Consider the following 20,405-nt stretch of genomic DNA (forward strand, 5'->3'; position numbering starts at 1 on the left):
TGTCCAGAACAGGGCGCGGGGCCAGGAAGGATACGGGATGACGCAGACGGGCGATCCGGACCGGATACACCCCGCCGCGCGGCTCTTCGCCCGCGAACTGGCGGCGGGCCAGATGGACCGCCGGGAGTTTCTCACCCGCGCCACGGCGCTGGGTCTCAGCAGCGCCGCCGCCTATTCGTTGGGCGGGCTCGCCCGTCCTGTCCGCGCGGAGGAGGCGCCGCAAGGGGCCGAGGACGCGACGCTGCGCATCCAGATGGAGGTCCGCCCGGTCAGCGATCCGCGCACCGCCGACTGGGCGGAGATCGCCAACTTCACCCGCGGCTGGCTGGAATATCTGGTGGAATACAACCGCGACGGCAGCGTGCGCGGCATGCTGCTGGAGCGCTGGGAGGTCAGCGACGACGCCACGGAATACGTGCTGCATGTCCGTCCCGGAGTTGTGTGGAACAATGGCGATCCCTTCACCGCCGCCGATGTCGCCCGCATGTTCCGCTACTGGTGCGACCGCGATGTCGAGGGCAATTCCATGGCCGGGCGCCTCGCCTCGCTGGTCGACCGCGAGACCGGCCAGCTCCTCGACGGCGCCGTGACCGTCGAGGATCCGCTGACCCTGCGGCTGCATCTGCCCACCCCCGACGTGACCCTCATCGTCGGCCTCTCCGATTACCCCGCCGCGGTGGTCCATGCCAGCCACAGCCCCGAAACCATGCTCACCGCGCCCATCGGCACCGGCCCCTACCTGCCCGAAAGCCATGTCGTCGGCGAACGCGCCGTGCTGGTGCGCAACCGCGCTCATGACTGGTGGGGCGCGCGGACCGACGGCATCGGCGGCGCCACGCTCGGCCGCATCGAATTTCTGGATTACGGCACCGACCCCTCGAGCTGGCTCGCCGCCGCCGAGGTCGGCGATGTCGATATGCTCTACGAGAACATCGGCGATTTCATCGCCGTCGGCGACGCCATCGGCTGGGACCGCTCCGAGGTGGTCACCGGCTCGACGGTGGTGCTGCGGGCGAACCAGACCGCGCTGGTCGAGGGCCGCACCCCCTATGCCGACCGCCGCGTGCGCAAGGCGCTGCAACTCGCTGTGGACAACGCCATCTGCCTCGAGCTCGGCCATGCCGGGCTCGGCACGGTGGCGCAGAACCACCATGTCGCCCCGGTGCATCCCGATTACGCCGATATCGGCCCCGCCGAATACGACCCCGAGGCCGCCGCCGCGCTGATGGCCGAGGCCGGGATGATGGCGTTCGAGCACGATCTGGTTACGCTCGACGACGGTCTGACCATGCGCACCGGCGACGCCGCGGCGGCGCTCATGCGCGACGCGGGGTTCAAGGTCCGGCGCACGGTGCTGCCCGGCTCGCGTTTCTGGACCGACTGGAAGAGCTTTCCGCTCTCCATCACCGAATGGAATCACCGCCCGCTCGGTATTCAGGTGCTGGCGCTCGCCTATCGTTCGGGCGAACCCTGGAACGAGGCCGGCTACGCCAACCCGGCGTTCGATGCGCTGGTGACCGAGGCGCTGGCCATCGCCGACGCCGCCGAACGCCGCAGCGTGATGGCCCGGATCGAAGCCCTGCTGCGCGAGGATGCGGTGATCATCCAGCCCTACTGGCGCTCGCTCTACCGCCATGTCCGGCCTGGGGTGACCGGCGCCGAGATGCATCCCTCTTTCGAGATCCATCTCTACAAGCTGGGCCTTTCCGCCCCCTGATCCGCCCTCGCGGCCGGCCCGCTACTCCTCCAGAAGATCCTCGTAGCGCCGGTCGGTCAGCGTCTTCAGAAACGCCACCAGCGCATCGACCCGCGCATCGTCCAGTGCCGGGCCTTCCGTCAGCTCGGACATGGCGACGGTCCCGGGCACTTCCGGCGGACCAAAGGCCGCGCCGGTCTCGGGGTTGATCTTCCGCGTCTCGTTGCGGGTGTTGTAGCTGTTGTAGAACAGGATCACCGTGCGCAGATCCTCGAAGACCCCATTGTGCATATAGGGCCCGGTCACCGCCACGTTGCGCAGCGTCGGCGTGCGGTAGCGCCCCGCCGTCTCCGGCGCCGCCGCAACCGCGGGATTGGCCTGCAACCCGCCATCCACCGCCGTCACGCCGTTCAAGCCGCGCAGCGCCTCGTTCGCCGGCACCCCGAGATTGTAATAGCGGTAATCCGAAAAGGTCTCTTCGGGGTCGATGGCGCTGCGCTGAAGCTGATGGCACAGGTTGCAGTTGGTGAATTGCTGCGAGAAGAACAACAGCCGGCCCAGCTCTTCCTGCTGCGTAAGCTCGGCCTCGCCGCGCAGGAAACGGTCGTATTTCGAATCGAAGGGCGCGAAGTCCGGCTGCCGCTCATAGGCGGCCAGGGCCCGGGTCATCGCATCGTAAGCCGCCTCCGTATCCTCCAGAACCCCCGCGCCGAACAGCGCCGGAAACGCCTCGGTATAGGCCGGATCCTCGCGCAGCCGCGCGACGATCGCCGCCTTGTCCGGCATCCCCATCTCGATCGGATTGAGCGGCGGCTGGCCGGCCTGCTCTTCAAGCGTGGCGGCGCGCCCGTCATGGAACAGCCCGCCGATCCACTGCCCGTCCTTGTCCTGCCCGAAGGCCGGCGCATAGGCCGCATAGGTCACGGTGGGCGCGTTGCGGTCGCCAAGAGAGTGGCCGTCATCGCCGGGAGAGGCCGCCCCGCGCGGATCTGCGAACCCGTAGGCCGGATCGTGGCAGCTCGCGCAGCTCTGGGTGCGGTTCATCGACAGGTTGGTGTCGAAGAACAGCGCCTCGCCAAGCGCCTCCAGGCTCTGCGACGGATCGGCGGGCGTCGAGCGCAGCGCGGTCGCCCCCAGCCCCGCGGCAAGCGCGGCGACAACGGCAAGGCTGAGGATCGGAGCGGATTTCATGCGGCTGCCTCCTGTAGCTGCACGGAGAATGCACGCGGTCCTACGCCGCTCCTTGACCTGCGTCAAATTCCCGAGCGTTTTTATCGGACTTCATCACGAAGATGTGCGCCCCCGGGGCGGACCCGGCGGCGGGGGTGTTAGCTGCCCCAGATCTTCTTCACGTAGTTGCGGGTTTCGCGATAAGGCGGCACGCCGCCATGTTTCTCGACCGCGCCGGGCCCGGCGTTATAGGCCGCCAGCGCCAGCCGCCAGGAGCCGAACTTGACGTATTGCGCCTTGAGATACCGCGCCCCGCCCTCGAGATTCTGCGCCGGATCGTGCGGATCGACCCCCAGCGACTTGGCGGTAAAGGGCATGAGCTGCGCCAGCCCGATGGCGCCCTTGTGCGACTTGGCCGAGGCGTTGAAACCCGATTCCTGCTGCACCAGCCGCAGGAACAGATCCTCGGGCACGCCGTGGCGCCGCGCCGCGGTGCGGGCCATGTCGGTATAGGGGCCCTTGTAGCGCCCGCGATAGACCGGCGTATTGCCCTCGTCGCCGCCCATGGGGCCCCATTTCGTCGGGGTGACCACCTTCGGAGGCTGCAAGCGCACCGAGTTGCGGTATTGCTCGGCCGCGCGCGTGTCGAGCACATTGGTCTGCTTGCGGAACAGCTTGACCCGGTTTTTGGTGGAAAGCGTTTCGGCCTGAACGGCGGTGACGGAAAGCGCGGCGCAAAGCAGCGTCGCAAACGCATGACGTGGCAGAACTCGCATCGGCACCCGTATCCTGTCCCTTCTTCCTTTCGCGGGACTATACAGATCGCGCAGGAATTCGCCAGCCTCGAACCCAAGCGCACGCAATCCGCCGCTTACCCGCCATTAACCAGGTTTCGGGCAGGATGCGGTGGCGCTGCGGCGCGGGGCTGTGTAAGGCTCCTTGAAACCCGCCGGAGCGGGAAGAATCGGAACCAGAACGAAACAGCGAGGACGATATGGCCGGCTCTGTGAACAAGGTGATCCTGGTGGGCAATCTGGGCGCGGACCCGGAGGTGCGCTCCTTCCAGAACGGCGGCAAGGTCTGCAACCTGCGCATTGCCACGTCGGAAAACTGGAAAGACCGCAACACCGGCGAACGGCGCGAGCGCACCGAATGGCATTCGGTGGCGATCTTCTCGGAACCGCTGGCACGCATCGCCGAGCAATATCTGCGCAAGGGCTCCAAGGTTTATATCGAGGGCCAGCTCGAAACCCGCAAATGGCAGGACCAGTCCGGCCAGGACCGCTACAGCACCGAGGTCGTACTGCGCCCCTATCGCGGCGAGCTGACGCTGCTCGACAGCCGCAGCGGCGGCGGTGGCGGCGGCGGTGATTTCGGCGGCTCAGGCGGCGGCTACGGCGGTGGTGGCGGCGGCGGCGGATATGGCGGCGGTCGCGACGATTATTCCGGCGGCGGCGGCTCCGGCCCCTCGCGGGCGCCCTCGCGCGATCTCGACGACGAAATCCCGTTCTGAGCCGATCCGCAACTTGGCAGACATCCCGGCCCGGCGTTCCTTATCGGAGCGCCGGGTGTTTTTTGTCCGCCTGACGCCGCGGCCTGCGCAGGCGGGGGCAGAATGCCCCACTAAAAAGACAACATCGTCAGATCGTTATATCCGAAATCTGAAGCGCCACCTTCACGGCGGAACGGCTCAGAGCGGCCCGTCTTCCAGCACGCCATCCGCCGACATCTGGGCATAGAGCAGCCCTTCGCGCAGCCCGCGGTCGGCCACCGAGAGCCGGTCGGTGGGCCAGAGCCGCAAAAGCGCCTGAAGGATCGCCGCGCCGGACATGATCAGCGCCTGCCGGTCCTGGCCGATGCGCGGATCGCGCCGCCGCCCCGCCGGGCCCATATCGAGATAGCGCTGGATCACCGCCTCGATCTGGTCCGAAGACATGCGCAGCCCGTCCACCTTGGTCCGGTCGTAGCGCCGCAGCCCCAGATGCGAGGCCGCCACCGTCGTCACCGTGCCGCTGGTGCCGACGATCTGGAACCCCTCGCGCGCCTGCACATCCTTGTAAGGCGCGAATTCCGAAAGGTTTTCCTCGAAATACCAGCTCATCAGCGCATAGCGGGCGGCATCGTCCTCGACATCCGAGAACTGGTCGCGCAGCGTCGCCACCCCCAGCGGGACCGAGATCCAGTCCACCACCTTGGCCGCCGGAAACGGGCTTTCGGGCGGGTGGAACCCCGCGTGCAGCCGCATGATCGCCGCCGGACGGTCGCGCCGCGGCACGCTCGACAGGTCGATCCACACCAGTTCGGTCGAGCCGCCGCCGATGTCCACCACCAGCAATTGCTCGGTCTTGGTCGAGACCAGCGGCGCGCAGGAGATCACCGCCAGACGCGCCTCCTCCTCGGGCTGGATGATCTCGAGCTGCAACCCGGTCTCGCGCCGGACCTGACGGATGAACTCGCGCGCATTCTGGGCACGGCGGCAGGCCTCGGTGGCAACCAGCCGCATATGCACCACCTTATGGCGCTTGATCTTCTGCTGACAGACCCGCAGCGCACCGATGGTGCGCGTCATCGAGGCACGAGAAAGCCGCCCGGTCCGCTCGAGTCCCTGACCGAGCTGGACGGATTTCGAAAACGAATCCACCACATGAAACTGGCTGCCCTTGGGTTGGGCAATCAACATGCGGCAACTGTTGGTACCCAGATCCAGCGCCGCATAAAGCGCGTTGGGATCGGGCGGTTGCGGCGCGGGGCTCTCGACCGGTCTCGGGAAAGCGCCCGCACCTTTGGGACGCCTTGGCGCCATTTTTGTGCGCCTTTCCGAATTTCAAGTTACCTCTAGGATACGCGCCGCCGTGGCACCGCGCAAGAGACATGCAGGCCCGTTTCAAAGGGATTTTCGAAGAACGCCGAAAGATAGTCGTATTCCCCGGCAAGATAGTCGCGCAGCGCTCCGACGGTCGCGGGTGCCAGCGTCGCAAGGTCGAGCCTCTCGTCGCTGGAATTCTCGCGCGCGATATGCACCTCCTGCCCGGTGCGCCGCGCCAGATCCTCGCCGAATTGCGGCAGTTCGGCGGTGCGGTAGATCCGGTCGTAGCGGCGCAGGTCGGGCCCGAGAAAGAGCCAGGCGGGCAGGATGTGATGTTTGATCGCCGACGATGCCTCGAGATAGGCGCGCAGGTTCTGGAAGAAGAAATCCGGATCGGGATCCATCGGCAGATCGACCCGCCCGCGCAGGATCTTGCGGCAATTGTGCAGATCGCGGAACGCCACCACCCGGTTGGTATAGACCGACAGCAGCCGCTTGAGCGGATCGCGCACCACGCAGAAGCGCCAGTACGCCTCGTATTGCTCCCAGCGATGCGGGCGAAAGCGCTTGGTGGGATAAAGCGCGTGCCAGGTCATCACGTCGCGCTCGGCCTCCGGCGGCAGCTCTGCCGTGGGATCGACCTGTGCCAGCGCCGCCTTTACGGTCGAGCAGCCCGCCTTGGGCAGCGCCATATAGGCGATCTTATGCGCGTCGATCGCGATAACCATGAAGCGGCCCGGCCCTCTTGCTCTCTCGTGTGGCGATGCCCGAACCTACCATAGCCGCCCGACGTGGCACAATCGCAAGCAAGCGCCGGCGGCGAGGTCGCTCCTTGCGCCGCTTGTGTCGAAATCCGACCCTGCGGCATCGGACGGGACGGCTAAACAGGGTCTACCGGATCAGGGGAATCGTCCAAATGCCCGAGGTCACCATCGTTTACTGGCGCGACATCCCGGCGCAGGTCATCGTCGGACGCGGCCGGCGCGGCGCCAAGGCGGCGCTGCCCGAACGCTTCGAGCAGGCCATCGACCGCGCGGCGATGAAGGTGGGCGCGTCGGATAGCAACGCCTATCTCGCCGAATGGCGCAGGGCCGATCCCTACCCGGCGGAGGGCGATCCGCAGACCGTGGCCGAGACCGAGGCCGCGCGGATCGACCGCGAGTACGATCAGACGCGCCTGATGGCGCTGATCGCCAATGACGGCCGGGCATGATGCCCCGATGAGCATGAGGAACCGCTGGATGGCCCTTCTGAACTTTCGCAAACCGAAGCCCGTGCCCCCCACCGCCGCGCTGGAGCGCTTCCTTGCCGGCTATTCCATCGAGGTGATGCCCCGCACCGCCGCCAAGATCGAGGATTTCCGCGCGCTGCTGCCCGAGGGCACCCGCGTCTACATCGCCCATATCGACGGCACGCCCATCGACGACATGGTCGCCACTGCCCGCCGTCTGGCCCGCGACGGGTTCGAGGTGATGCCGCATTTCCCCGCCCGCATCATCGCCGACGCGGCGACGCTCGGCGACTGGATCGCGCGCTATCAGGGCGAAGCCGGTGTGCGCCAGGGGCTGATCCTCGCCGGCGGCGTGGCCGAACCGGCGGGCGCCTTCGACTCCTCGATGCAGCTTCTCGAGACCGGGCTCTTCGACAAGGCGGGCTTTGCCCGGCTGCATGTGGCCGGCCATCCCGAGGGCAACCGCGACATCGACCCCGAGGGCGGCGAGCGGGCGGTGATGGAGGCGGCGCGCTGGAAGCAGGCGTTCTCGGAACGGACCGACGCGCAGATGGCGCTGGTCACCCAATTCGCCTTCGAGGCCGCGCCGATCCTCGCCTGGGGCACCCGGCTGCGGGAAGCCGGGGTCGCGCTGCCCATCCATATCGGCCTTGCCGGCCCGGCCAAGCTACAGACGCTGATCAAATACGCGGTCTCCTGTGGGGTCGGCCCCTCGCTCAAGGTGTTGCAGAAACGCGCCCGCGACGTAAGCAAGCTGCTGCTGCCCTACGAACCCACCGAGCTGGCGCAGGACCTGGCCGCGCGCAAGGCCGCCGACCCGGCGTTTCCCATCGAACAAGCGCATCTGTTCCCGCTGGGTGGGCTGCGGAGCTGTGCCGACTGGGCCGCCAGCCATGGCGGAACCGCGGCCCGTCCCGCCGCGCGCGCGGTCTGAGCCGCGCCGGACGGAACGGGCAGATGGCCAAGGCGCTTCTCTTCGATCTCGACGGCACGCTGCTGGTCTCCGATCCGCTGCATTACGCGGTGTTCGAAGAGCTGTTCGCCGAGCGCGGCAAGGCGCTCACGCCCGCGATCTACGACCGGCACATCCACGGCCACCACAATCTCGACAGCTTCCCCCTGCTCTTCCCCGGCGAGGATCCGCAGGCGCTGTCCGAGGAGAAGGAGGCGCGGTTCCGCGCGCGGCTTGTCTCAGGCACCCCGCCGATGCCCGGCGCCGAAGCGCTGCTCGACCGCGCCGGGCAGGCCGGCTGGCGCTGCGCCGTGGTGACCAACGCGCCGCGCGCCAATGCCGAACACATGCTGGCGGCCATCGGGCTGCGCGACCGGTTCGAGAGCGTGATCATCGGCGACGAATGCCCCCGGCCCAAGCCGAACCCAGCGCCCTATCTCGCCGCCATGGCGCAGCTCGACGCCCGGCCCGGCGACTGCCTCGCCTTCGAGGACAGCCAGAGCGGCATGCGCGCGGCGGCGCGCTCGGGCGCCTTCGGGATCGGCGTCTGTTCCGGCCTCGCCCCCGACCGGCTGCGCGAGGCCGGCGCCAGGGCCACGATCAAGGATTTCACGGATGACGCGCTGCCGGCGCTGCTGGCGCGCCTTGAGGGAGGGAGCCCCCAATGACCAGGACCGTACTCGAGTCGAAAAGCAAGACCGTCACCATCGGCTTTGACGAGCCGTTCTGCGTGATCGGCGAGCGCATCAACCCCACCGGCCGCAAGAAGCTGGCGGCGGAGCTGGAGGCGGGCGATTTCTCGACCGTCGAGAAAGACGCGCTGGCCCAGGTCGCCGCCGGGGCGGCTGTGCTCGATATCAACGCGGGCGTGGTCTATAACTCCAACCCCAACCCCAACGAGACCGAACCGCCGCTGATGCGCAAGGTGGTGGAGCTGGTGCAGGGGCTGGTGGATGTGCCGCTCTGCATCGACAGCTCGGTGCCCGGCGCGCTGGAAGCGGGGCTGGCGGCGGCCGAGGGGCGCCCGCTGCTGAACTCGGTCACCGGCGAGGAAGAGCGGCTGGATCTGGTGCTGCCGCTGGTCAAGAAATACAACGTGCCGGTGGTGGCGATCTCGAACGACGACACCGGCATTTCCGAGGACCCGGACGTGCGCTTTGCGGTGGCGAAGAAGATCGTCGAGCGCGCCGCCGATTTCGGCATTCCCGCCCATGACATCGTGGTCGACCCGCTGGTGATGCCCATCGGCGCCATGGCCACCGCCGGTCAGCAGGTCTTTGCCCTCGTCCGCCGCCTGCGCGACGAGCTGGGGGTGAACACCACCTGCGGCGCCTCCAACATCTCTTTCGGCCTGCCCAACCGGCACGGGGTCAACAATGCCTTTCTGCCGATGGCGATCGGCGCCGGCATGACCTCGGCGATCATGAACCCGGTCGCCCTGCCCGTCGCCCAAAGCAAGATCGCCGCCAAGAAGGCCGAACTGGAGGCCGCCGGCGTGATCCTGCCCGCCGAGATGGAGGACGAGACTTTTGTCACCCTGTTCGGCATGGGCTCCACCCGGTCGAAGCCGGGCTCCGAGATGGCCGCGATCCGCGCCGCCAACCTGCTGGTGAACCAGGACCCGCATGGCGGCGCCTGGATCGCCTTCAACGCGGCGCTCGAGGCCGGCGGCGACGGGACGGCCCGGGGCGGACGGCGCGGCGGCGGACGGCGGCGACGGGGCTGAGCCCCGGGCGCCGTCAGAAAACCGGCGGAGGAGGCCCGATCTTTGCGTTTTCTTATGAAAACCACATATAGGAGCGAAGGGCATGGCACCGGCGCCGCGCGGCTCCGGCCCCGCACGCTTTCGACCGCCACGTTCAGAACCACCACGTTCAAGACCGCCAGATACAAGACCGGAACCGATCAAAGGCAGACCCGATGACCGACGCGCTGACCGAATTGCTCTCCACCCGCGACTGGCTGATGGCCGATGGCGCAACGGGCACGAATCTCTTCAATATGGGGCTCGCCTCGGGCGACGCGCCGGAGTTCTGGAACGAGACGCATCCGGACCGCATCCGCAAGCTCTACCGCGACGCGGTGGAGGCCGGATCGGACCTGTTCCTGACCAACAGCTTCGGCGCCAACGCCGCCCGGCTGAAGCTGCACGACGCCGCCGGTCGCGCCCGCGACCTGTCGCGCATCGCCGCCGAGCTGGGCCGCGAGGTGGCGGACGCCGCGGGGCGCAAGGTGGTGGTCGCGGGCTCGGTCGGCCCGACCGGCGAGATCATGGGCGCCGCCGGCACGCTCGGCCACGCCGAGGCCGTGGAGATCTTCGAGGAGACCGCCGCCGGGCTCAAGGAAGGCGGCGCCGATGTGCTCTGGGTCGAGACGATCTCGGCCCCGGAAGAGTTCCACGCCGCCGCCGAGGCCTTTGCCAATCAGAACATGCCCTGGTGCGGCACCATGAGCTTCGACACCGCCGGGCGGACCATGATGGGGCTGACCTCGGAGGGGTTCGTGAAGCTGGTGGAGGCGCTGCCCAACCCGCCCATCGCCTTCGGCGCGAATTGCGGCGTGGGGGCCTCGGACCTGATGCGCACGGTGCTGAGCTTTGCCGCCACCGGCACCGAGAGGCCGATCATCGCGAAGGGCAACGCCGGGATCCCGCGCTATGAGGACGGGCATATCCATTACAACGGCACCCCCGAGCTGATGGCGGACTACGCGGTGCTGGCGCGCGATGCCGGCGCCCGGATCATCGGCGGTTGCTGCGGCACGATGCCCGAACATCTACGCGCCATGCGGGCGGCGCTGGAGACGCGGCCCAAGGGCCCGCGCCCGACGCTGGAGACCGTTGCGCAGGCGCTTGGCGGGTTCAGTTCGGAGAGCGATGGCACCGGCGACAGCGGCAGCGCGCCGCGGCGCGAGCGCCGCGGGCGGCGCCGGGGATGAGGCGCGAAAGGCGGGTGACGGAAAATTAACCCGCTTCGGCGAGGCTGCGGCCATGAGACAGGCCCCGATCCCCATCAGCCCCGAACGCTGGCTGCGCCATCTGTTTTCCTCGCGTGCCGCAGCCGAGGGCGGCGTCGTCCGGCGCAAGCCCCGTGACATCGACCGCATCGTCGGACAGGAGCGGTTTCTGGCGGAGCTCGACCGGCGCGGCTTTCGGGCGGTGGAGAATGCCGGGCAGACCGTGATCTTCTGCAACCGCGATCCGCTGCGTGTGCTGCGATGAGGCTGGCGGGCAAATTCCTTCAAAGGAATTTGCAACTCTCTTCCAAGAGAGTTGCCGCACCGACCTCAGAACAGATCGAGCTGGTCCCCGGCCCGCGCCGGCGCCCGGAACAGATCGCAGCGCAGGGGCGGCAGCTCGGCGTCCAGCCCCAGCCGCCGCACCGCCTTGCGAAACCGCTGCGCGATGAGCCCGGCATACTGCCCTTCGCCGCGCATCCGCCGGTGCCACTCCGCGCTGTACTCCCGCCCGCCATGCATCTCGCGCAGCCGCGCCATCACCCGCGCCGCGCGGTCGGGATACTGCTCCGCCAGCCACGCCTGCCACAGCGGCGAGACCTCCAGCGGCAGCCGCAGCATGATCCAGCTTGCCGCCACCGCCCCGGCCTCGGCCCCCGCCTCGAGAATGCGCTCCAGCTCCGGATCGGTGAGCGCCGGCACGATGGGCGAGACCATGATGCGCACCGGAATGCCCGCCGCGCTCAGCCGGCGGATCGCCGCCAGCCGCCGCCGCGGCGACGGCACCCGCGGCTCCATGCGCCGCGCCAGATCCGCGTCCAGCGTGGTGACCGAGATCCCCACCCGCACCAGCCCCTGCGCCGCCATCTCGCCCAGAATGTCGATGTCGCGCTCCACCAGTGTGCCCTTGGTCACGATGCCCAGCGGATGGCGGAACGCGCGCAGCACCTCGAGGCAGCCGCGCATGATCCCGCGATCGCGTTCGATCGGCTGATAGGGGTCGGTGTTGGTGCCGATGGCCAGCGGCGCGGCCACATAGCGCCGGGCGCGCAATTCCCGGTCGAGCACATGCGGCGCCTCGGGCCGCGCCACCAGCCGGGTCTCGAAATCGAGCCCCGGCGACAGGCCCAGATAGGCATGGGTCGGCCGCGCGAAACAGTAGATGCAGCCATGCTCGCAGCCGCGATAGGGGTTGATCGTCCGGTCGAAGGGCAGATCCGGCGAGCGCACATAGGTGATCAGGCGGCGCGGCAGCTCGTCCCGCACCTCGGTGCGCAGCACCGGCAACGCTTCGGGAATGTCCCATCCGTCATCGGCCCGCTCGTAGCGCAGCCGCTCGAACCGGCCGCTTTCACGGCTGGCGGCGCCACGGCCACAGCGCTGCTCTTTCGGCACGGAAGACCCCAGATCACTCATGCCAAAAAATTAGAACATAAAGCGAACATTAACAAGGCACCCCGACCGCAGGTCGCAGCCGGCGCGGCGCAGGTCGCAAATATCCAAGCACCCCCGCCCCGAAAGCCGCAGGAAAAGACAGACCGCCCCGTGGCACGCCACGTCAGACCGGAGGGAGACCCGCATGTCCGACGACGAAGACGACCTCATCCTCAGCGAGCTCAATGACGAAGAGCTGGTCGAACAGATGTTCGACGACCTCTATGACGGCATGAAGGACGAGATCGAGGAGGGGGTGACCATCCTGCTCGAGCGCGGCTGGGCGCCGTACCGCGTGCTCACCGAGGCGCTGGTCGGCGGTATGACCATCGTCGGCCACGATTTCCGCGACGGCATCCTCTTCGTGCCCGAGGTGCTGCTGGCGGCCAACGCGATGAAGGGCGGCATGGCGATCCTCAAGCCGCTGCTGGCCGAAACCGGCGCGCCGACCATAGGCAAGATGGTGATCGGCACGGTCAAGGGCGACATCCACGACATCGGCAAGAACCTCGTCGCGATGATGATGGAGGGTGCCGGGTTCGAGGTGATCGACCTCGGCATCAACAATCCGGTGGAAAGCTATCTCGAGGCCGCCGCCGCCGAAAAGCCGGACATCATCGGCATGTCGGCGCTGCTGACCACCACCATGCCCTATATGAAGGTGGTCATCGACGCGATGATCGAACAGGGCATCCGCGAGGACTACCTCGTGCTCGTGGGGGGCGCGCCGCTCAACGAGGAATTCGGCAAGGCGATCGGCGCCGACGCCTATTGCCGCGACGCCGCCGTGGCGGTGGAAACCGCCAAGACGCTGATCGCGCGCCGGCACAACCAGCGCGCCGCGGGCTGACCCTTGGCGGCGCTCCCGCGCTGCCCGATCCCGACCGGCGGCCGCCCCGGCCTCCGGTCGGGATTTGTTTCCATTTTCCTGAAAATGACCGCGTTTCGCCCCGCGCTTTCACCCGAAATCGGCGGAATTCACCGTCTGGCAGGGATTTGGCTTTATTCTCAAACGCCAAGCCCCTATCCTTTCCCCTGCAAAGGAGTCGATCATGCCGGTGACACATTTCGTGACCCTGATCATCGCGGTTCTGGCACTTGCGGGGCTGACGATCTGGGCGTTTCTGTCCTGGGGCGCGGGAACGGTGATCCCGCTGCTGCTGGCGCTGGCGCTTCTGGCCCGCTGGGCCATGGCCCCGGTCGCCACGGATGACGGGCACGCCTGACGACGCCACGCTGACCCGGCGTGGGCTCGCGGCCGAGGGAACGGGCCGCATCCTGCTGATCGCCTGCGGGGCGCTCGCCCGGGAAATCCTCGATCTCAAAGCGCGCCACGGCTGGGACCATCTCGATCTCACCTGCCTGCCCGCGATCCTGCACAACCACCCCGACCGTATCACCGACGCCGTGCGCAAGGCGGTCGACAACCATCGCGCGCGCTATGCGCGGATCTGCGCGGTTTATGCCGATTGCGGCACCGGCGGTCTGTTGCAGGCCGCCTGCCGGGAGCTCGGGGTCGAGATGGTGGCCGGCCCGCATTGCTATGCGTTTTACGAGGGGCTCGACCGTTTCGCCGCGCGCGACGAACCGGCGAGCTTTTATCTCACCGATTTCCTGGTGCGCCAGTTCGACGCCTTCGTATGGAAACCGCTGGGGCTCGACCGGCATCCGGAGCTGCGCGAGATGTATTTCGGCAATTACGAGGCGCTGGTCTATCAGGCGCAGACCGACGATCCGACGCTGACCGCGCTGGCGCAATCCCACGCCGCCCGGCTCGGGCTGCGCTTCGAGCGGCGCGTGACCGGCTATGGCGATCTGGAAACCACGATGGCGGACTGGGCGGCGCGGCCCTGACGGGCCGGCGCGGCGGCGTCACCGGTCGTCGAGGCTTTCGCGCAGGATGACCGAGACCGGCACCAGCGCCACGCTGTTCGCCCGGTCCTGGAGCCCCCAGAGCAGCAGTGCCGAGACCGTGTCGGCGCGCAGCCGGCCCAGCATCACCACCGCGCCCTCCTGCCGCGCCTTGAACGCGGCCTGATCGAGAAACCGCCGCATGACGCGCGGGTCCTGCCCCTCGCCATCGAAATCGCGGAACACGGTGGCCGAGGGCACGCCGTCGCGCAGCGCCAGCGCCTGCCCGGTGTTCAGCCCCTTGGGCAGCATCACCAGCCCGTGGCCCGAGGCCAGCAGGAACTGCGCCGCCTGGTCCGAGATCGCGCGCGCGCCCTGAAGCCCCTGCCCGGGATCTTCCAGCACCCCGATGGCCTCGGGCACCGCGCCGAGCGCGCCTTCCAGCGCCACCTCCACATCGGTGGCCTGCGCGGCCTCGGGAACGCCCGCCATGGCCAGCACCTCGAAGCCCCGCGCCCGGTAAGCGGCGGCGGTGGCCGCGGCATCCGGGTGCGAGGATGCGATGGCAAAGCTCACCGGAAAGGGAAATTCGCCGACCGTATCGGGGCCGAGCGGGCCCGCCCCATCGTCGATCAGCACGATCGCCATGCGCGGCTCGCCCTCGGGCACCGCGGCATCGGCGGCGAAGCGCACCAGCGGCGCGCTTTCCTGCGCGCCGTCGGTCGCGGGCGTCTCCGGCGCGCCGATGCTGGGCAGGCGCCCGGTGGGCACTGCATCGTCACGGTCGAGCAGCGAGCCCGCGGGATTGCCGAGCCCCGGACGCACAAGCGGCGCCGGCGCTTCGGGCGCGGCCTGCGGCAGCACCGCGACCTCGGCCGGGGCCGTCTCCTCTTCAGCGGGGGCTTCGGCAGCCTCCGCCTCGGCGGGCGTCTCGAAGGGTTTGGGCAGCGGCGGGTTGGCCGCCTCCGTCGGCAGGGACGGCACCGCCTCGGCCTCGGGCGCCTCCGGCACGGCGGCCAGGGCCTCGTTGCGCGGCGGGCTCTCCACCGCAACCGCTCCGCCCTCGGGCGCGTCCACGCCGGGCGTCTCGGGCGCCACCGGGGTTTCAAGTTCGGTGGTCGTCTGAGGCGCGGTTTCGTCGATCTCCGGCATCTCCGGTTCGGCGGCGACCTCCTCAGGTTCGGCGGTGGCCCCTTCGGACTCGGACGCCTCCGCCGCCGGTTCCGGCGCGGCCTCAGCGCGCTCCGGAACCGGCGCCTCCGATACGCTTTCCGGCGCGGCGGGCGCCTCGGCCACCGACTCGGGCGCCGGCGCGGCCTCGGCCTGCGCCTCCGCCGGGGGCGTGGCGGGCGTCGGCGTCAGAGGCGCCTGCGGCGGCCCCATCGCCACCGAAAGCGCACCGGCGCCCAGCCCCGAGACCACGACGCCCCAGATCGCACCTGCCAGAAACCCTCGCGACATCGCCTCTGCCCTTCTTTGCCCGATGGCCCTTCTTCGCGGGCCTTTGCCGCGGCGCATGCCCTTGACGCTGCACCGCCTCCGGGCGCATGTATACCCCGGACACCACCCTGCCTTCCAGCCCGAGAATGCCTCATGCTTCTGCTCATCGACAACTATGACAGCTTTACCTACAACCTCGTTCATTACGTGGGCGAGCTGGGTGTCGAGGCACAGGTCTGGCGCAACGACGCGCTGAACGTGCAGGAGGCGATGGCGATGAAGCCCGCGGGCATCCTGCTGTCGCCCGGCCCCTGCGATCCGGATCAGGCGGGGATCTGCCTGGCGCTGACCCAGGCCGCCGCCGAGACCGGCACGCCGCTCTTCGGCGTCTGCCTCGGCCACCAGACCATCGGTCAGGCCTTCGGCGGCAAGGTCATGCAGCATTCCGAGATCGTGCATGGCAAGATGGGCACCGTGCATCACGACGCCACCGGCGTTTTCGCGGGCCTGCCCTCGCCCTTCGAGGCGACGCGCTATCACTCGCTCGTGGTCGACCGTGATACCCTGCCCGACGCGCTGGTGGTCAACGCCTGGCTCGAGGACGGCACGATCATGGGGCTGCGGCACCGCGACCTGCCGATCCACGGCGTGCAGTTCCACCCCGAGAGCATCGCCTCGGAGCATGGCCATGCGCTGATCAAGAACTTCCTGGATACGATGAAAGTCCCCGCATGAGCGACCGCCTGAAGCCGTTGATCGGCACCGCCGCCACCCGTCCGCTGACGCAGGAAGAGGCGGAGACGGCCTTTGAAGTGCTGTTCGAGGGCGAGGCGACGCCCGCGCAGATGGGCGGTCTTCTGATGGCGCTGCGCACGCGGGGCGAGACGGTGGACGAATACGCCGCCGCCGCCGGCGTGATGCGCGCCAAATGCAACCCGGTGGTGGCGCCCGCAGGCGCCATGGACATCGTCGGCACCGGTGGCGACGGCAAGGGCACGCTGAACATCTCGACCGCGACGGCCTTTGTGGTGGCCGGCGCGGGTGTGGTGGTGGCCAAGCACGGCAACCGCAACCTGTCGTCGAAATCGGGCTCGGCCGACGCGCTGTCGCAGATGGGGGTCGAGGTCATGCTGCCCGCCGCCGCCATCGCGCCCATTCTCGAAAAGGTCGGCATCTGCTTCATGATGGCGCCCATGCACCACCCGGCAATGAAACATGTGATGCCCGTGCGCATGGAGCTGGGCACCCGAACGATCTTCAACATCCTCGGGCCGCTCACCAACCCGGCGGGCGTCAAGCGCCAGCTCACCGGCGCGTTTTCCCGCGACCTGATCCGGCCCATGGCCGAAACGCTGGGCAAGCTCGGCTCGGAACGCGCCTGGCTGGTACATGGCTCGGACGGCACCGACGAGCTGGCGATTTCGGGCGTGAGCTGGGTGGCGGCGCTGGAAGAGGACGGCACCGTGCGCGAGGTCGAGCTGCACCCCGAGGACGCGGGCCTGCCCGAACACCCGTTCGACGAGATCGTCGGCGGCACGCCTGCCGAGAATGCCGAGGCGTTCCGCGCGCTGCTCGACGGCGCCCAGACCGCCTATCGCGACGCGGTGCTGCTGAATTCCGCGGCCGCGCTTGTGGTCGCGGGCAAGGCGGGCGATCTGCGCGAGGGCGTGGCCCTGGCGCGCGAGAGCATCGACAGCGGCGCGGCGCGTGCCAAGGTCTCGGCGCTGGCCGAGGCCACGCAAAAGGCCACATGATCGCGCCCGCAGGCTGGGCGCATCTGCCCTTCTTCGCCAGCGACCTGCCCCGGATCGAGGCTGCGCTCGGCGCCGAGCCCCGCGACATCCTGCCCCCGGCGCCGCAGATCTTCGCGGCGCTCGATGCCTGTCCGCCCGAGACGGTGCGCGTGGTCATCCTCGGGCAAGATCCGTATCCGACCCCCGGCCACGCCCACGGGCTGGCCTTTTCGGTCGAACCGGATGTCCGGCCCCTGCCCCGGTCTCTGACCAATATCTACAAGGAATTGCAGGAAGAATTCGGCGCGGCCCCGCCCGATGGCGACCTGCGGTTCTGGGCCGCGCAGGGCGTTCTGCTGCTCAACACCGCGCTCACGGTGCCCAGTGGCCAGGCTGGTGGCCATGCCCGGCTCGGCTGGTCGACACTGACCGCGCAGGTCCTCGACGCCCTGTCGGACCGGCCCCGCGCCTTCATCCTCTGGGGCAATCACGCGCAGGGCTTTGCGCAGCATATCCGGGGCGACGGCCACCTCATCCTGCGCTCCGCGCACCCCTCGCCGCTCTCGGCGCGGCGCGGCTTTTTCGGGTCGCGCCCCTTTTCCCGCGTCAACGAGTGGCTTATTGCAAAGGGCGACACGCCCATCAACTGGACGACGCCGGAGGCCCGCCCATGACCCAGACGATCCTCGACAAGATCAAAGCCTACAAGCTCGAGGAGGTGGCCGCCGACAAGGCCGCGAAACCTCTGTCCGAGGTCGAGGCCGAGGCGCGCGCCGCCTCGCCCGTGCGCCCCTTCGCCAAGGCGCTGCGCCAGGCGGCGGAAACCGGCTATGGGCTGATCGCCGAGGTCAAGAAGGCCTCTCCCTCCAAGGGCTTGATCCGAGAAGATTTTCACCCTGCCACATTGGCGGCGGCCTATGAACGGGGGGGCGCCACCTGCCTCTCCGTGCTGACCGATACCCCGTCCTTCCAGGGCGCGAAATCCTTTCTGACCGAGGCCCGCGCCGCCACCGCGCTGCCCGCCTTGCGCAAGGATTTCATCTACGATCCCTATCAGATCGCCGAGGCCCGCAGCCTGGGCGCCGATTGTATCCTGATCATCATGGCCAGCGTTTCGGACGCGCTGGCCGCCGAGCTGGAAGAGGCCGCCTTCGGCTGGGGCATGGATGCGCTGATCGAAGTGCACGACCGGGCCGAACTCGACCGCGCGCTGCTTCTGAAGTCTGAACTAATCGGCGTAAACAATCGCAATCTCAAGACCTTCGAGACCACACTTGATACAACGCGCGAGCTGTCGGCCCATGTGCCCGCCGAACGGTTCCTGATCTCGGAAAGCGGGCTGAACACCCCGGCGGATCTGGCCGACATGGCCGCGTATGGCGCCCGCGCCTTCCTGATCGGCGAAAGCCTGATGCGTCAGGACGATGTGGAAACCGCCACCCGCCTGCTGCTCAAGGATCCGGTGGCGGCATGAGCGGGCTCACCCATTTCGACGCCAAGGGCGATGCCCATATGGTGGATGTCTCGGAAAAGCCGGTCACCGCGCGCATCGCGCGCGCCGAGGGCTGGGTCCGAATGGCACCTCAAACCTTTGAAACCATTACCGAGGGACGCGCCAAAAAGGGCGATGTGATCGGTGTCGCGCGGCTGGCCGGCATCATGGGGGCCAAGAAGACGCCCGAGCTGATCCCGCTTTGCCACCCGCTGCCGGTGACCAAGGTCGCGGTGGAGCTGACCCCCGACCCGGCGCTTCCCGGGCTGCGCATCGAGGCCACCGTCAAGACCACCGGCCAGACCGGCGTCGAGATGGAGGCGCTCACGGCGGTCTCGACCGCCGCGCTGACGGTCTATGACATGGCCAAGGCGGTGGATAAGGAAATGGAAATCGGCGGCATTCGCGTCACGCTGAAAGATGGCGGAAAATCAGGCCGTTACGAGGCGACATGATCTCTGTACGCGAAGCCCTGGACAGGCTCTTTTCCCTGGCCTTGCCGCTGCCCGCCGAAGAGGTGCCGTTGCAGCAGGCCGCGGGCCGCGTGCTGGCCCGTCCGGTGACCGCGCAACGCGACCAGCCGCCCTTTGCCGCCTCTGCCATGGACGGCTACGGCGTCGCCGAGGCTGCGCCCGGGCTGCGGTTCCGGGTGATCGGCGAAGCCGCTGCGGGCACGCGCTTCCAAGGCCGCGTGGGCCCTGGCGAGGCGGTGCGCATCTTCACCGGCGCCCCCGTTCCAGAGGGCGTGAAAACCGTTGTAATTCAGGAAGATGTCGATCGGGGGGGCGATGAGATCCTCATCACCGACCGGCTTGGTCCCGGCGACAATATCCGGCCCTATGGCAATGATTTCCGCATCGGCGAGACGGTTCCGGCGCCGCGCCGGCTGAGCCCGCAGGACATCGCCCTGCTCGCGGCGATGAACATCGCGCAGGTGCCGGTGACCCGCCGCCCGAAAGTGGCGCTGATTTCGAGCGGCGACGAGCTGGTCATGCCGGGCGAGACGCCCGGCCCGGATCAGATCATCGCCTCCAACACCTTCGGCCTTTATGCGCTGCTACAGGAGTTGGGCGCCGAGCCCCGGCTGCTGCCCATCGCCCGCGACAGCGAGGCCGCGCTGAAAGCGGTGCTGGATCTGGTCGATGACGCGGATCTGGTGATCACCATCGGTGGCGCGTCGGTCGGCGATCACGATCTGGTCGCCAAGGTCGCCGCCGATCTGGGGCTGGAACGCGCCTTTTACAAGGTGGCCATGCGCCCCGGAAAACCGCTCATGTCGGGCCGTTTGGGCAGCGCGGTGATGATCGGCCTTCCCGGAAATCCCGTTTCCGCAATGGTTTGCGGCCATATCTTCATGGCACCCGTGATCCGGGCCATGCTTGGCCTCGGCGCCGCGCCGGCGCCCCGCACGCGCCTGCCGCTGGCCCGCGCGCTCGGCGTCAACGGCCCCCGCGAGCATTACATGCGCGCCACGATAGGCCCAGAGGGTGTCACCGTTTTCGACCGCCAGGACAGCTCCTTGCTGAGCGTGCTTGGCGCCGCCGACGCGCTGGTGGTGCGCCCGCCCGACGACCCGGCCCGGGCGGCGGGCGATATGGTGGAGGTCGTTCGCCTCTGAGCCCAGTTATCCCCAGGCATGTTGACA

Annotated in this window: 23 protein-coding genes; 17 read left to right on the plus strand and 6 right to left on the minus strand. The window is 68.6% G+C overall.

What is annotated here, in order from left to right; translation table 11 throughout:
* Nucleotides 1–37: 37 nt before the first annotated feature.
* Nucleotides 38–1,717: an ABC transporter substrate-binding protein gene (locus tag M4578_RS05730; RefSeq protein WP_258092478.1), complete on the plus strand. Its 1,680-nt coding sequence runs from the start codon at nt 38–40 to the stop codon at nt 1,715–1,717.
* Nucleotides 1,718–1,738: 21 nt separating this feature from the next.
* Here the strand turns inward: M4578_RS05730 and M4578_RS05735 are convergent, their stop codons facing one another.
* A complete protein-coding gene (locus M4578_RS05735) occupies nt 1,739–2,887 on the minus strand; it encodes a cytochrome-c peroxidase (protein ID WP_258092479.1) in 1,149 nt (382 codons plus the stop codon).
* A gap of 137 nt (nt 2,888–3,024) precedes the next feature.
* The gene (locus M4578_RS05740; RefSeq protein WP_258092480.1) at nt 3,025–3,642 is read right to left on the minus strand and encodes a lytic transglycosylase domain-containing protein; all 618 of its coding nucleotides are present in this window, start codon (nt 3,640–3,642) and stop codon (nt 3,025–3,027) included.
* Nucleotides 3,643–3,860: 218 nt separating this feature from the next.
* On the opposite strand from M4578_RS05740, the gene ssb reads away from it, so the two are divergent.
* On the plus strand, nt 3,861–4,379 hold the full coding sequence (gene ssb / locus M4578_RS05745; protein ID WP_258092481.1) for a single-stranded DNA-binding protein: 519 nt from the start codon (nt 3,861–3,863) through the stop codon (nt 4,377–4,379).
* 177 nt (nt 4,380–4,556) lie between these two features.
* Here the strand turns inward: ssb and M4578_RS05750 are convergent, their stop codons facing one another.
* Nucleotides 4,557–5,669: a Ppx/GppA phosphatase family protein gene (locus M4578_RS05750; protein ID WP_258092482.1), complete on the minus strand. Its 1,113-nt coding sequence runs from the start codon at nt 5,667–5,669 to the stop codon at nt 4,557–4,559.
* Between the two features lie 32 nt (nt 5,670–5,701).
* Nucleotides 5,702–6,400 carry a sulfotransferase family protein gene (locus tag M4578_RS05755; protein WP_258092483.1) on the minus strand — a complete coding sequence of 233 codons (699 nt, stop codon included), beginning with the start codon at nt 6,398–6,400 and terminating at the stop codon, nt 5,702–5,704.
* Between the two features lie 188 nt (nt 6,401–6,588).
* On the opposite strand from M4578_RS05755, the gene M4578_RS05760 reads away from it, so the two are divergent.
* The 6 genes from M4578_RS05760 to M4578_RS05785 all read left to right on the plus strand — a co-directional run bounded on the left by M4578_RS05760 (nt 6,589) and on the right by M4578_RS05785 (nt 11,075).
* Complete coding sequence (locus tag M4578_RS05760; protein WP_258092484.1) at nt 6,589–6,885, plus strand: virulence factor; 297 nt, start codon at nt 6,589–6,591, stop codon at nt 6,883–6,885.
* Nucleotides 6,886–6,913: 28 nt separating this feature from the next.
* Nucleotides 6,914–7,837, plus strand: coding sequence for a methylenetetrahydrofolate reductase (locus M4578_RS05765; protein ID WP_258092485.1), 924 nt, complete (start codon nt 6,914–6,916; stop codon nt 7,835–7,837).
* Nucleotides 7,838–7,860: 23 nt separating this feature from the next.
* Nucleotides 7,861–8,523 carry an HAD family hydrolase gene (locus M4578_RS05770; RefSeq protein WP_258092486.1) on the plus strand — a complete coding sequence of 221 codons (663 nt, stop codon included), beginning with the start codon at nt 7,861–7,863 and terminating at the stop codon, nt 8,521–8,523.
* Nucleotides 8,520–9,581 carry a dihydropteroate synthase gene (locus tag M4578_RS05775; protein ID WP_258092487.1) on the plus strand — a complete coding sequence of 354 codons (1,062 nt, stop codon included), beginning with the start codon at nt 8,520–8,522 and terminating at the stop codon, nt 9,579–9,581. Before M4578_RS05770 ends, M4578_RS05775 begins: the two co-directional genes overlap by 4 nt.
* A 194-nt stretch (nt 9,582–9,775) precedes the next feature.
* The gene (gene bmt / locus M4578_RS05780; protein WP_258092488.1) at nt 9,776–10,792 is read left to right on the plus strand and encodes a betaine--homocysteine S-methyltransferase; all 1,017 of its coding nucleotides are present in this window, start codon (nt 9,776–9,778) and stop codon (nt 10,790–10,792) included.
* 52 nt (nt 10,793–10,844) lie between these two features.
* A complete protein-coding gene (locus tag M4578_RS05785) occupies nt 10,845–11,075 on the plus strand; it encodes an N-(5'-phosphoribosyl)anthranilate isomerase (RefSeq protein ID WP_258092489.1) in 231 nt (76 codons plus the stop codon).
* Nucleotides 11,076–11,140: 65 nt separating this feature from the next.
* Here the strand turns inward: M4578_RS05785 and M4578_RS05790 are convergent, their stop codons facing one another.
* Nucleotides 11,141–12,226: a PA0069 family radical SAM protein gene (locus M4578_RS05790; protein ID WP_258092490.1), complete on the minus strand. Its 1,086-nt coding sequence runs from the start codon at nt 12,224–12,226 to the stop codon at nt 11,141–11,143.
* A gap of 163 nt (nt 12,227–12,389) precedes the next feature.
* On the opposite strand from M4578_RS05790, the gene M4578_RS05795 reads away from it, so the two are divergent.
* The 3 genes from M4578_RS05795 (at nt 12,390) to M4578_RS05805 (ending at nt 14,098) form a co-directional block, all read left to right on the plus strand.
* Nucleotides 12,390–13,094 carry a corrinoid protein gene (locus tag M4578_RS05795; RefSeq protein ID WP_258092491.1) on the plus strand — a complete coding sequence of 235 codons (705 nt, stop codon included), beginning with the start codon at nt 12,390–12,392 and terminating at the stop codon, nt 13,092–13,094.
* A gap of 202 nt (nt 13,095–13,296) precedes the next feature.
* Nucleotides 13,297–13,470 carry a hypothetical protein gene (locus tag M4578_RS05800; RefSeq protein WP_258092492.1) on the plus strand — a complete coding sequence of 58 codons (174 nt, stop codon included), beginning with the start codon at nt 13,297–13,299 and terminating at the stop codon, nt 13,468–13,470.
* Nucleotides 13,454–14,098, plus strand: a complete 645-nt coding sequence (locus M4578_RS05805; RefSeq protein ID WP_258092493.1) for a DUF1638 domain-containing protein — start codon at nt 13,454–13,456, stop codon at nt 14,096–14,098. Before M4578_RS05800 ends, M4578_RS05805 begins: the two co-directional genes overlap by 17 nt.
* Nucleotides 14,099–14,116: 18 nt before the next feature.
* Here M4578_RS05805 and M4578_RS05810 read toward each other — a convergent pair whose 3' ends face one another.
* Complete coding sequence (locus tag M4578_RS05810) at nt 14,117–15,556, minus strand: divergent polysaccharide deacetylase family protein (RefSeq protein ID WP_258092494.1); 1,440 nt, start codon at nt 15,554–15,556, stop codon at nt 14,117–14,119.
* 132 nt (nt 15,557–15,688) lie between these two features.
* Here M4578_RS05810 and M4578_RS05815 point away from each other — a divergent pair, with 132 nt between their 5' ends.
* From M4578_RS05815 to M4578_RS05840, 6 genes are read left to right on the plus strand one after another with little or no spacing between them, the layout of a single operon-like run.
* Entirely contained in the window at nt 15,689–16,270 is a 582-nt protein-coding gene (locus M4578_RS05815; RefSeq protein WP_258092495.1) for an anthranilate synthase component II, read from the plus strand.
* Nucleotides 16,267–17,289 carry an anthranilate phosphoribosyltransferase gene (gene trpD, locus M4578_RS05820; protein ID WP_258092496.1) on the plus strand — a complete coding sequence of 341 codons (1,023 nt, stop codon included), beginning with the start codon at nt 16,267–16,269 and terminating at the stop codon, nt 17,287–17,289. The genes M4578_RS05815 and trpD overlap by 4 nt, the downstream gene beginning before the upstream one ends.
* Entirely contained in the window at nt 17,286–17,942 is a 657-nt protein-coding gene (locus tag M4578_RS05825) for a uracil-DNA glycosylase (RefSeq protein WP_258092497.1), read from the plus strand. Before trpD ends, M4578_RS05825 begins: the two co-directional genes overlap by 4 nt.
* Nucleotides 17,939–18,742 carry an indole-3-glycerol phosphate synthase TrpC gene (gene trpC, locus M4578_RS05830; protein WP_258092498.1) on the plus strand — a complete coding sequence of 268 codons (804 nt, stop codon included), beginning with the start codon at nt 17,939–17,941 and terminating at the stop codon, nt 18,740–18,742. Before M4578_RS05825 ends, trpC begins: the two co-directional genes overlap by 4 nt.
* A complete protein-coding gene (gene moaC / locus M4578_RS05835; RefSeq protein ID WP_258092499.1) occupies nt 18,739–19,215 on the plus strand; it encodes a cyclic pyranopterin monophosphate synthase MoaC in 477 nt (158 codons plus the stop codon). Before trpC ends, moaC begins: the two co-directional genes overlap by 4 nt.
* Nucleotides 19,212–20,378: a molybdopterin molybdotransferase MoeA gene (locus tag M4578_RS05840; protein ID WP_258092500.1), complete on the plus strand. Its 1,167-nt coding sequence runs from the start codon at nt 19,212–19,214 to the stop codon at nt 20,376–20,378. The genes moaC and M4578_RS05840 overlap by 4 nt, the downstream gene beginning before the upstream one ends.
* Nucleotides 20,379–20,405 lie beyond the last annotated feature (27 nt).

It is taken from the genome of Salipiger pentaromativorans (assembly GCF_024721115.1).
Taxonomy (GTDB): Bacteria; Pseudomonadota; Alphaproteobacteria; order Rhodobacterales; family Rhodobacteraceae; genus Salipiger; species Salipiger pentaromativorans.

What these genes read in the sequence shown, in the direction of transcription:
- M4578_RS05730 (WP_258092478.1), top strand. Translation starts at nt 38, where the DNA reads ATGACGCAGACGGGCGATCCGGACCGGATACACCCCGCCGCGCGGCTC.
- M4578_RS05735 (WP_258092479.1), bottom strand. Translation starts at nt 2,887, where the DNA reads ATGAAATCCGCTCCGATCCTCAGCCTTGCCGTTGTCGCCGCGCTTGCC.
- M4578_RS05740 (WP_258092480.1), bottom strand. Translation starts at nt 3,642, where the DNA reads ATGCGAGTTCTGCCACGTCATGCGTTTGCGACGCTGCTTTGCGCCGCG.
- ssb (WP_258092481.1), top strand. Translation starts at nt 3,861, where the DNA reads ATGGCCGGCTCTGTGAACAAGGTGATCCTGGTGGGCAATCTGGGCGCG.
- M4578_RS05750 (WP_258092482.1), bottom strand. Translation starts at nt 5,669, where the DNA reads ATGGCGCCAAGGCGTCCCAAAGGTGCGGGCGCTTTCCCGAGACCGGTC.
- M4578_RS05755 (WP_258092483.1), bottom strand. Translation starts at nt 6,400, where the DNA reads ATGGTTATCGCGATCGACGCGCATAAGATCGCCTATATGGCGCTGCCC.
- M4578_RS05760 (WP_258092484.1), top strand. Translation starts at nt 6,589, where the DNA reads ATGCCCGAGGTCACCATCGTTTACTGGCGCGACATCCCGGCGCAGGTC.
- M4578_RS05765 (WP_258092485.1), top strand. Translation starts at nt 6,914, where the DNA reads ATGGCCCTTCTGAACTTTCGCAAACCGAAGCCCGTGCCCCCCACCGCC.
- M4578_RS05770 (WP_258092486.1), top strand. Translation starts at nt 7,861, where the DNA reads ATGGCCAAGGCGCTTCTCTTCGATCTCGACGGCACGCTGCTGGTCTCC.
- M4578_RS05775 (WP_258092487.1), top strand. Translation starts at nt 8,520, where the DNA reads ATGACCAGGACCGTACTCGAGTCGAAAAGCAAGACCGTCACCATCGGC.
- bmt (WP_258092488.1), top strand. Translation starts at nt 9,776, where the DNA reads ATGACCGACGCGCTGACCGAATTGCTCTCCACCCGCGACTGGCTGATG.
- M4578_RS05785 (WP_258092489.1), top strand. Translation starts at nt 10,845, where the DNA reads ATGAGACAGGCCCCGATCCCCATCAGCCCCGAACGCTGGCTGCGCCAT.
- M4578_RS05790 (WP_258092490.1), bottom strand. Translation starts at nt 12,226, where the DNA reads ATGAGTGATCTGGGGTCTTCCGTGCCGAAAGAGCAGCGCTGTGGCCGT.
- M4578_RS05795 (WP_258092491.1), top strand. Translation starts at nt 12,390, where the DNA reads ATGTCCGACGACGAAGACGACCTCATCCTCAGCGAGCTCAATGACGAA.
- M4578_RS05800 (WP_258092492.1), top strand. Translation starts at nt 13,297, where the DNA reads ATGCCGGTGACACATTTCGTGACCCTGATCATCGCGGTTCTGGCACTT.
- M4578_RS05805 (WP_258092493.1), top strand. Translation starts at nt 13,454, where the DNA reads ATGACGGGCACGCCTGACGACGCCACGCTGACCCGGCGTGGGCTCGCG.
- M4578_RS05810 (WP_258092494.1), bottom strand. Translation starts at nt 15,556, where the DNA reads ATGTCGCGAGGGTTTCTGGCAGGTGCGATCTGGGGCGTCGTGGTCTCG.
- M4578_RS05815 (WP_258092495.1), top strand. Translation starts at nt 15,689, where the DNA reads ATGCTTCTGCTCATCGACAACTATGACAGCTTTACCTACAACCTCGTT.
- trpD (WP_258092496.1), top strand. Translation starts at nt 16,267, where the DNA reads ATGAGCGACCGCCTGAAGCCGTTGATCGGCACCGCCGCCACCCGTCCG.
- M4578_RS05825 (WP_258092497.1), top strand. Translation starts at nt 17,286, where the DNA reads ATGATCGCGCCCGCAGGCTGGGCGCATCTGCCCTTCTTCGCCAGCGAC.
- trpC (WP_258092498.1), top strand. Translation starts at nt 17,939, where the DNA reads ATGACCCAGACGATCCTCGACAAGATCAAAGCCTACAAGCTCGAGGAG.
- moaC (WP_258092499.1), top strand. Translation starts at nt 18,739, where the DNA reads ATGAGCGGGCTCACCCATTTCGACGCCAAGGGCGATGCCCATATGGTG.
- M4578_RS05840 (WP_258092500.1), top strand. Translation starts at nt 19,212, where the DNA reads ATGATCTCTGTACGCGAAGCCCTGGACAGGCTCTTTTCCCTGGCCTTG.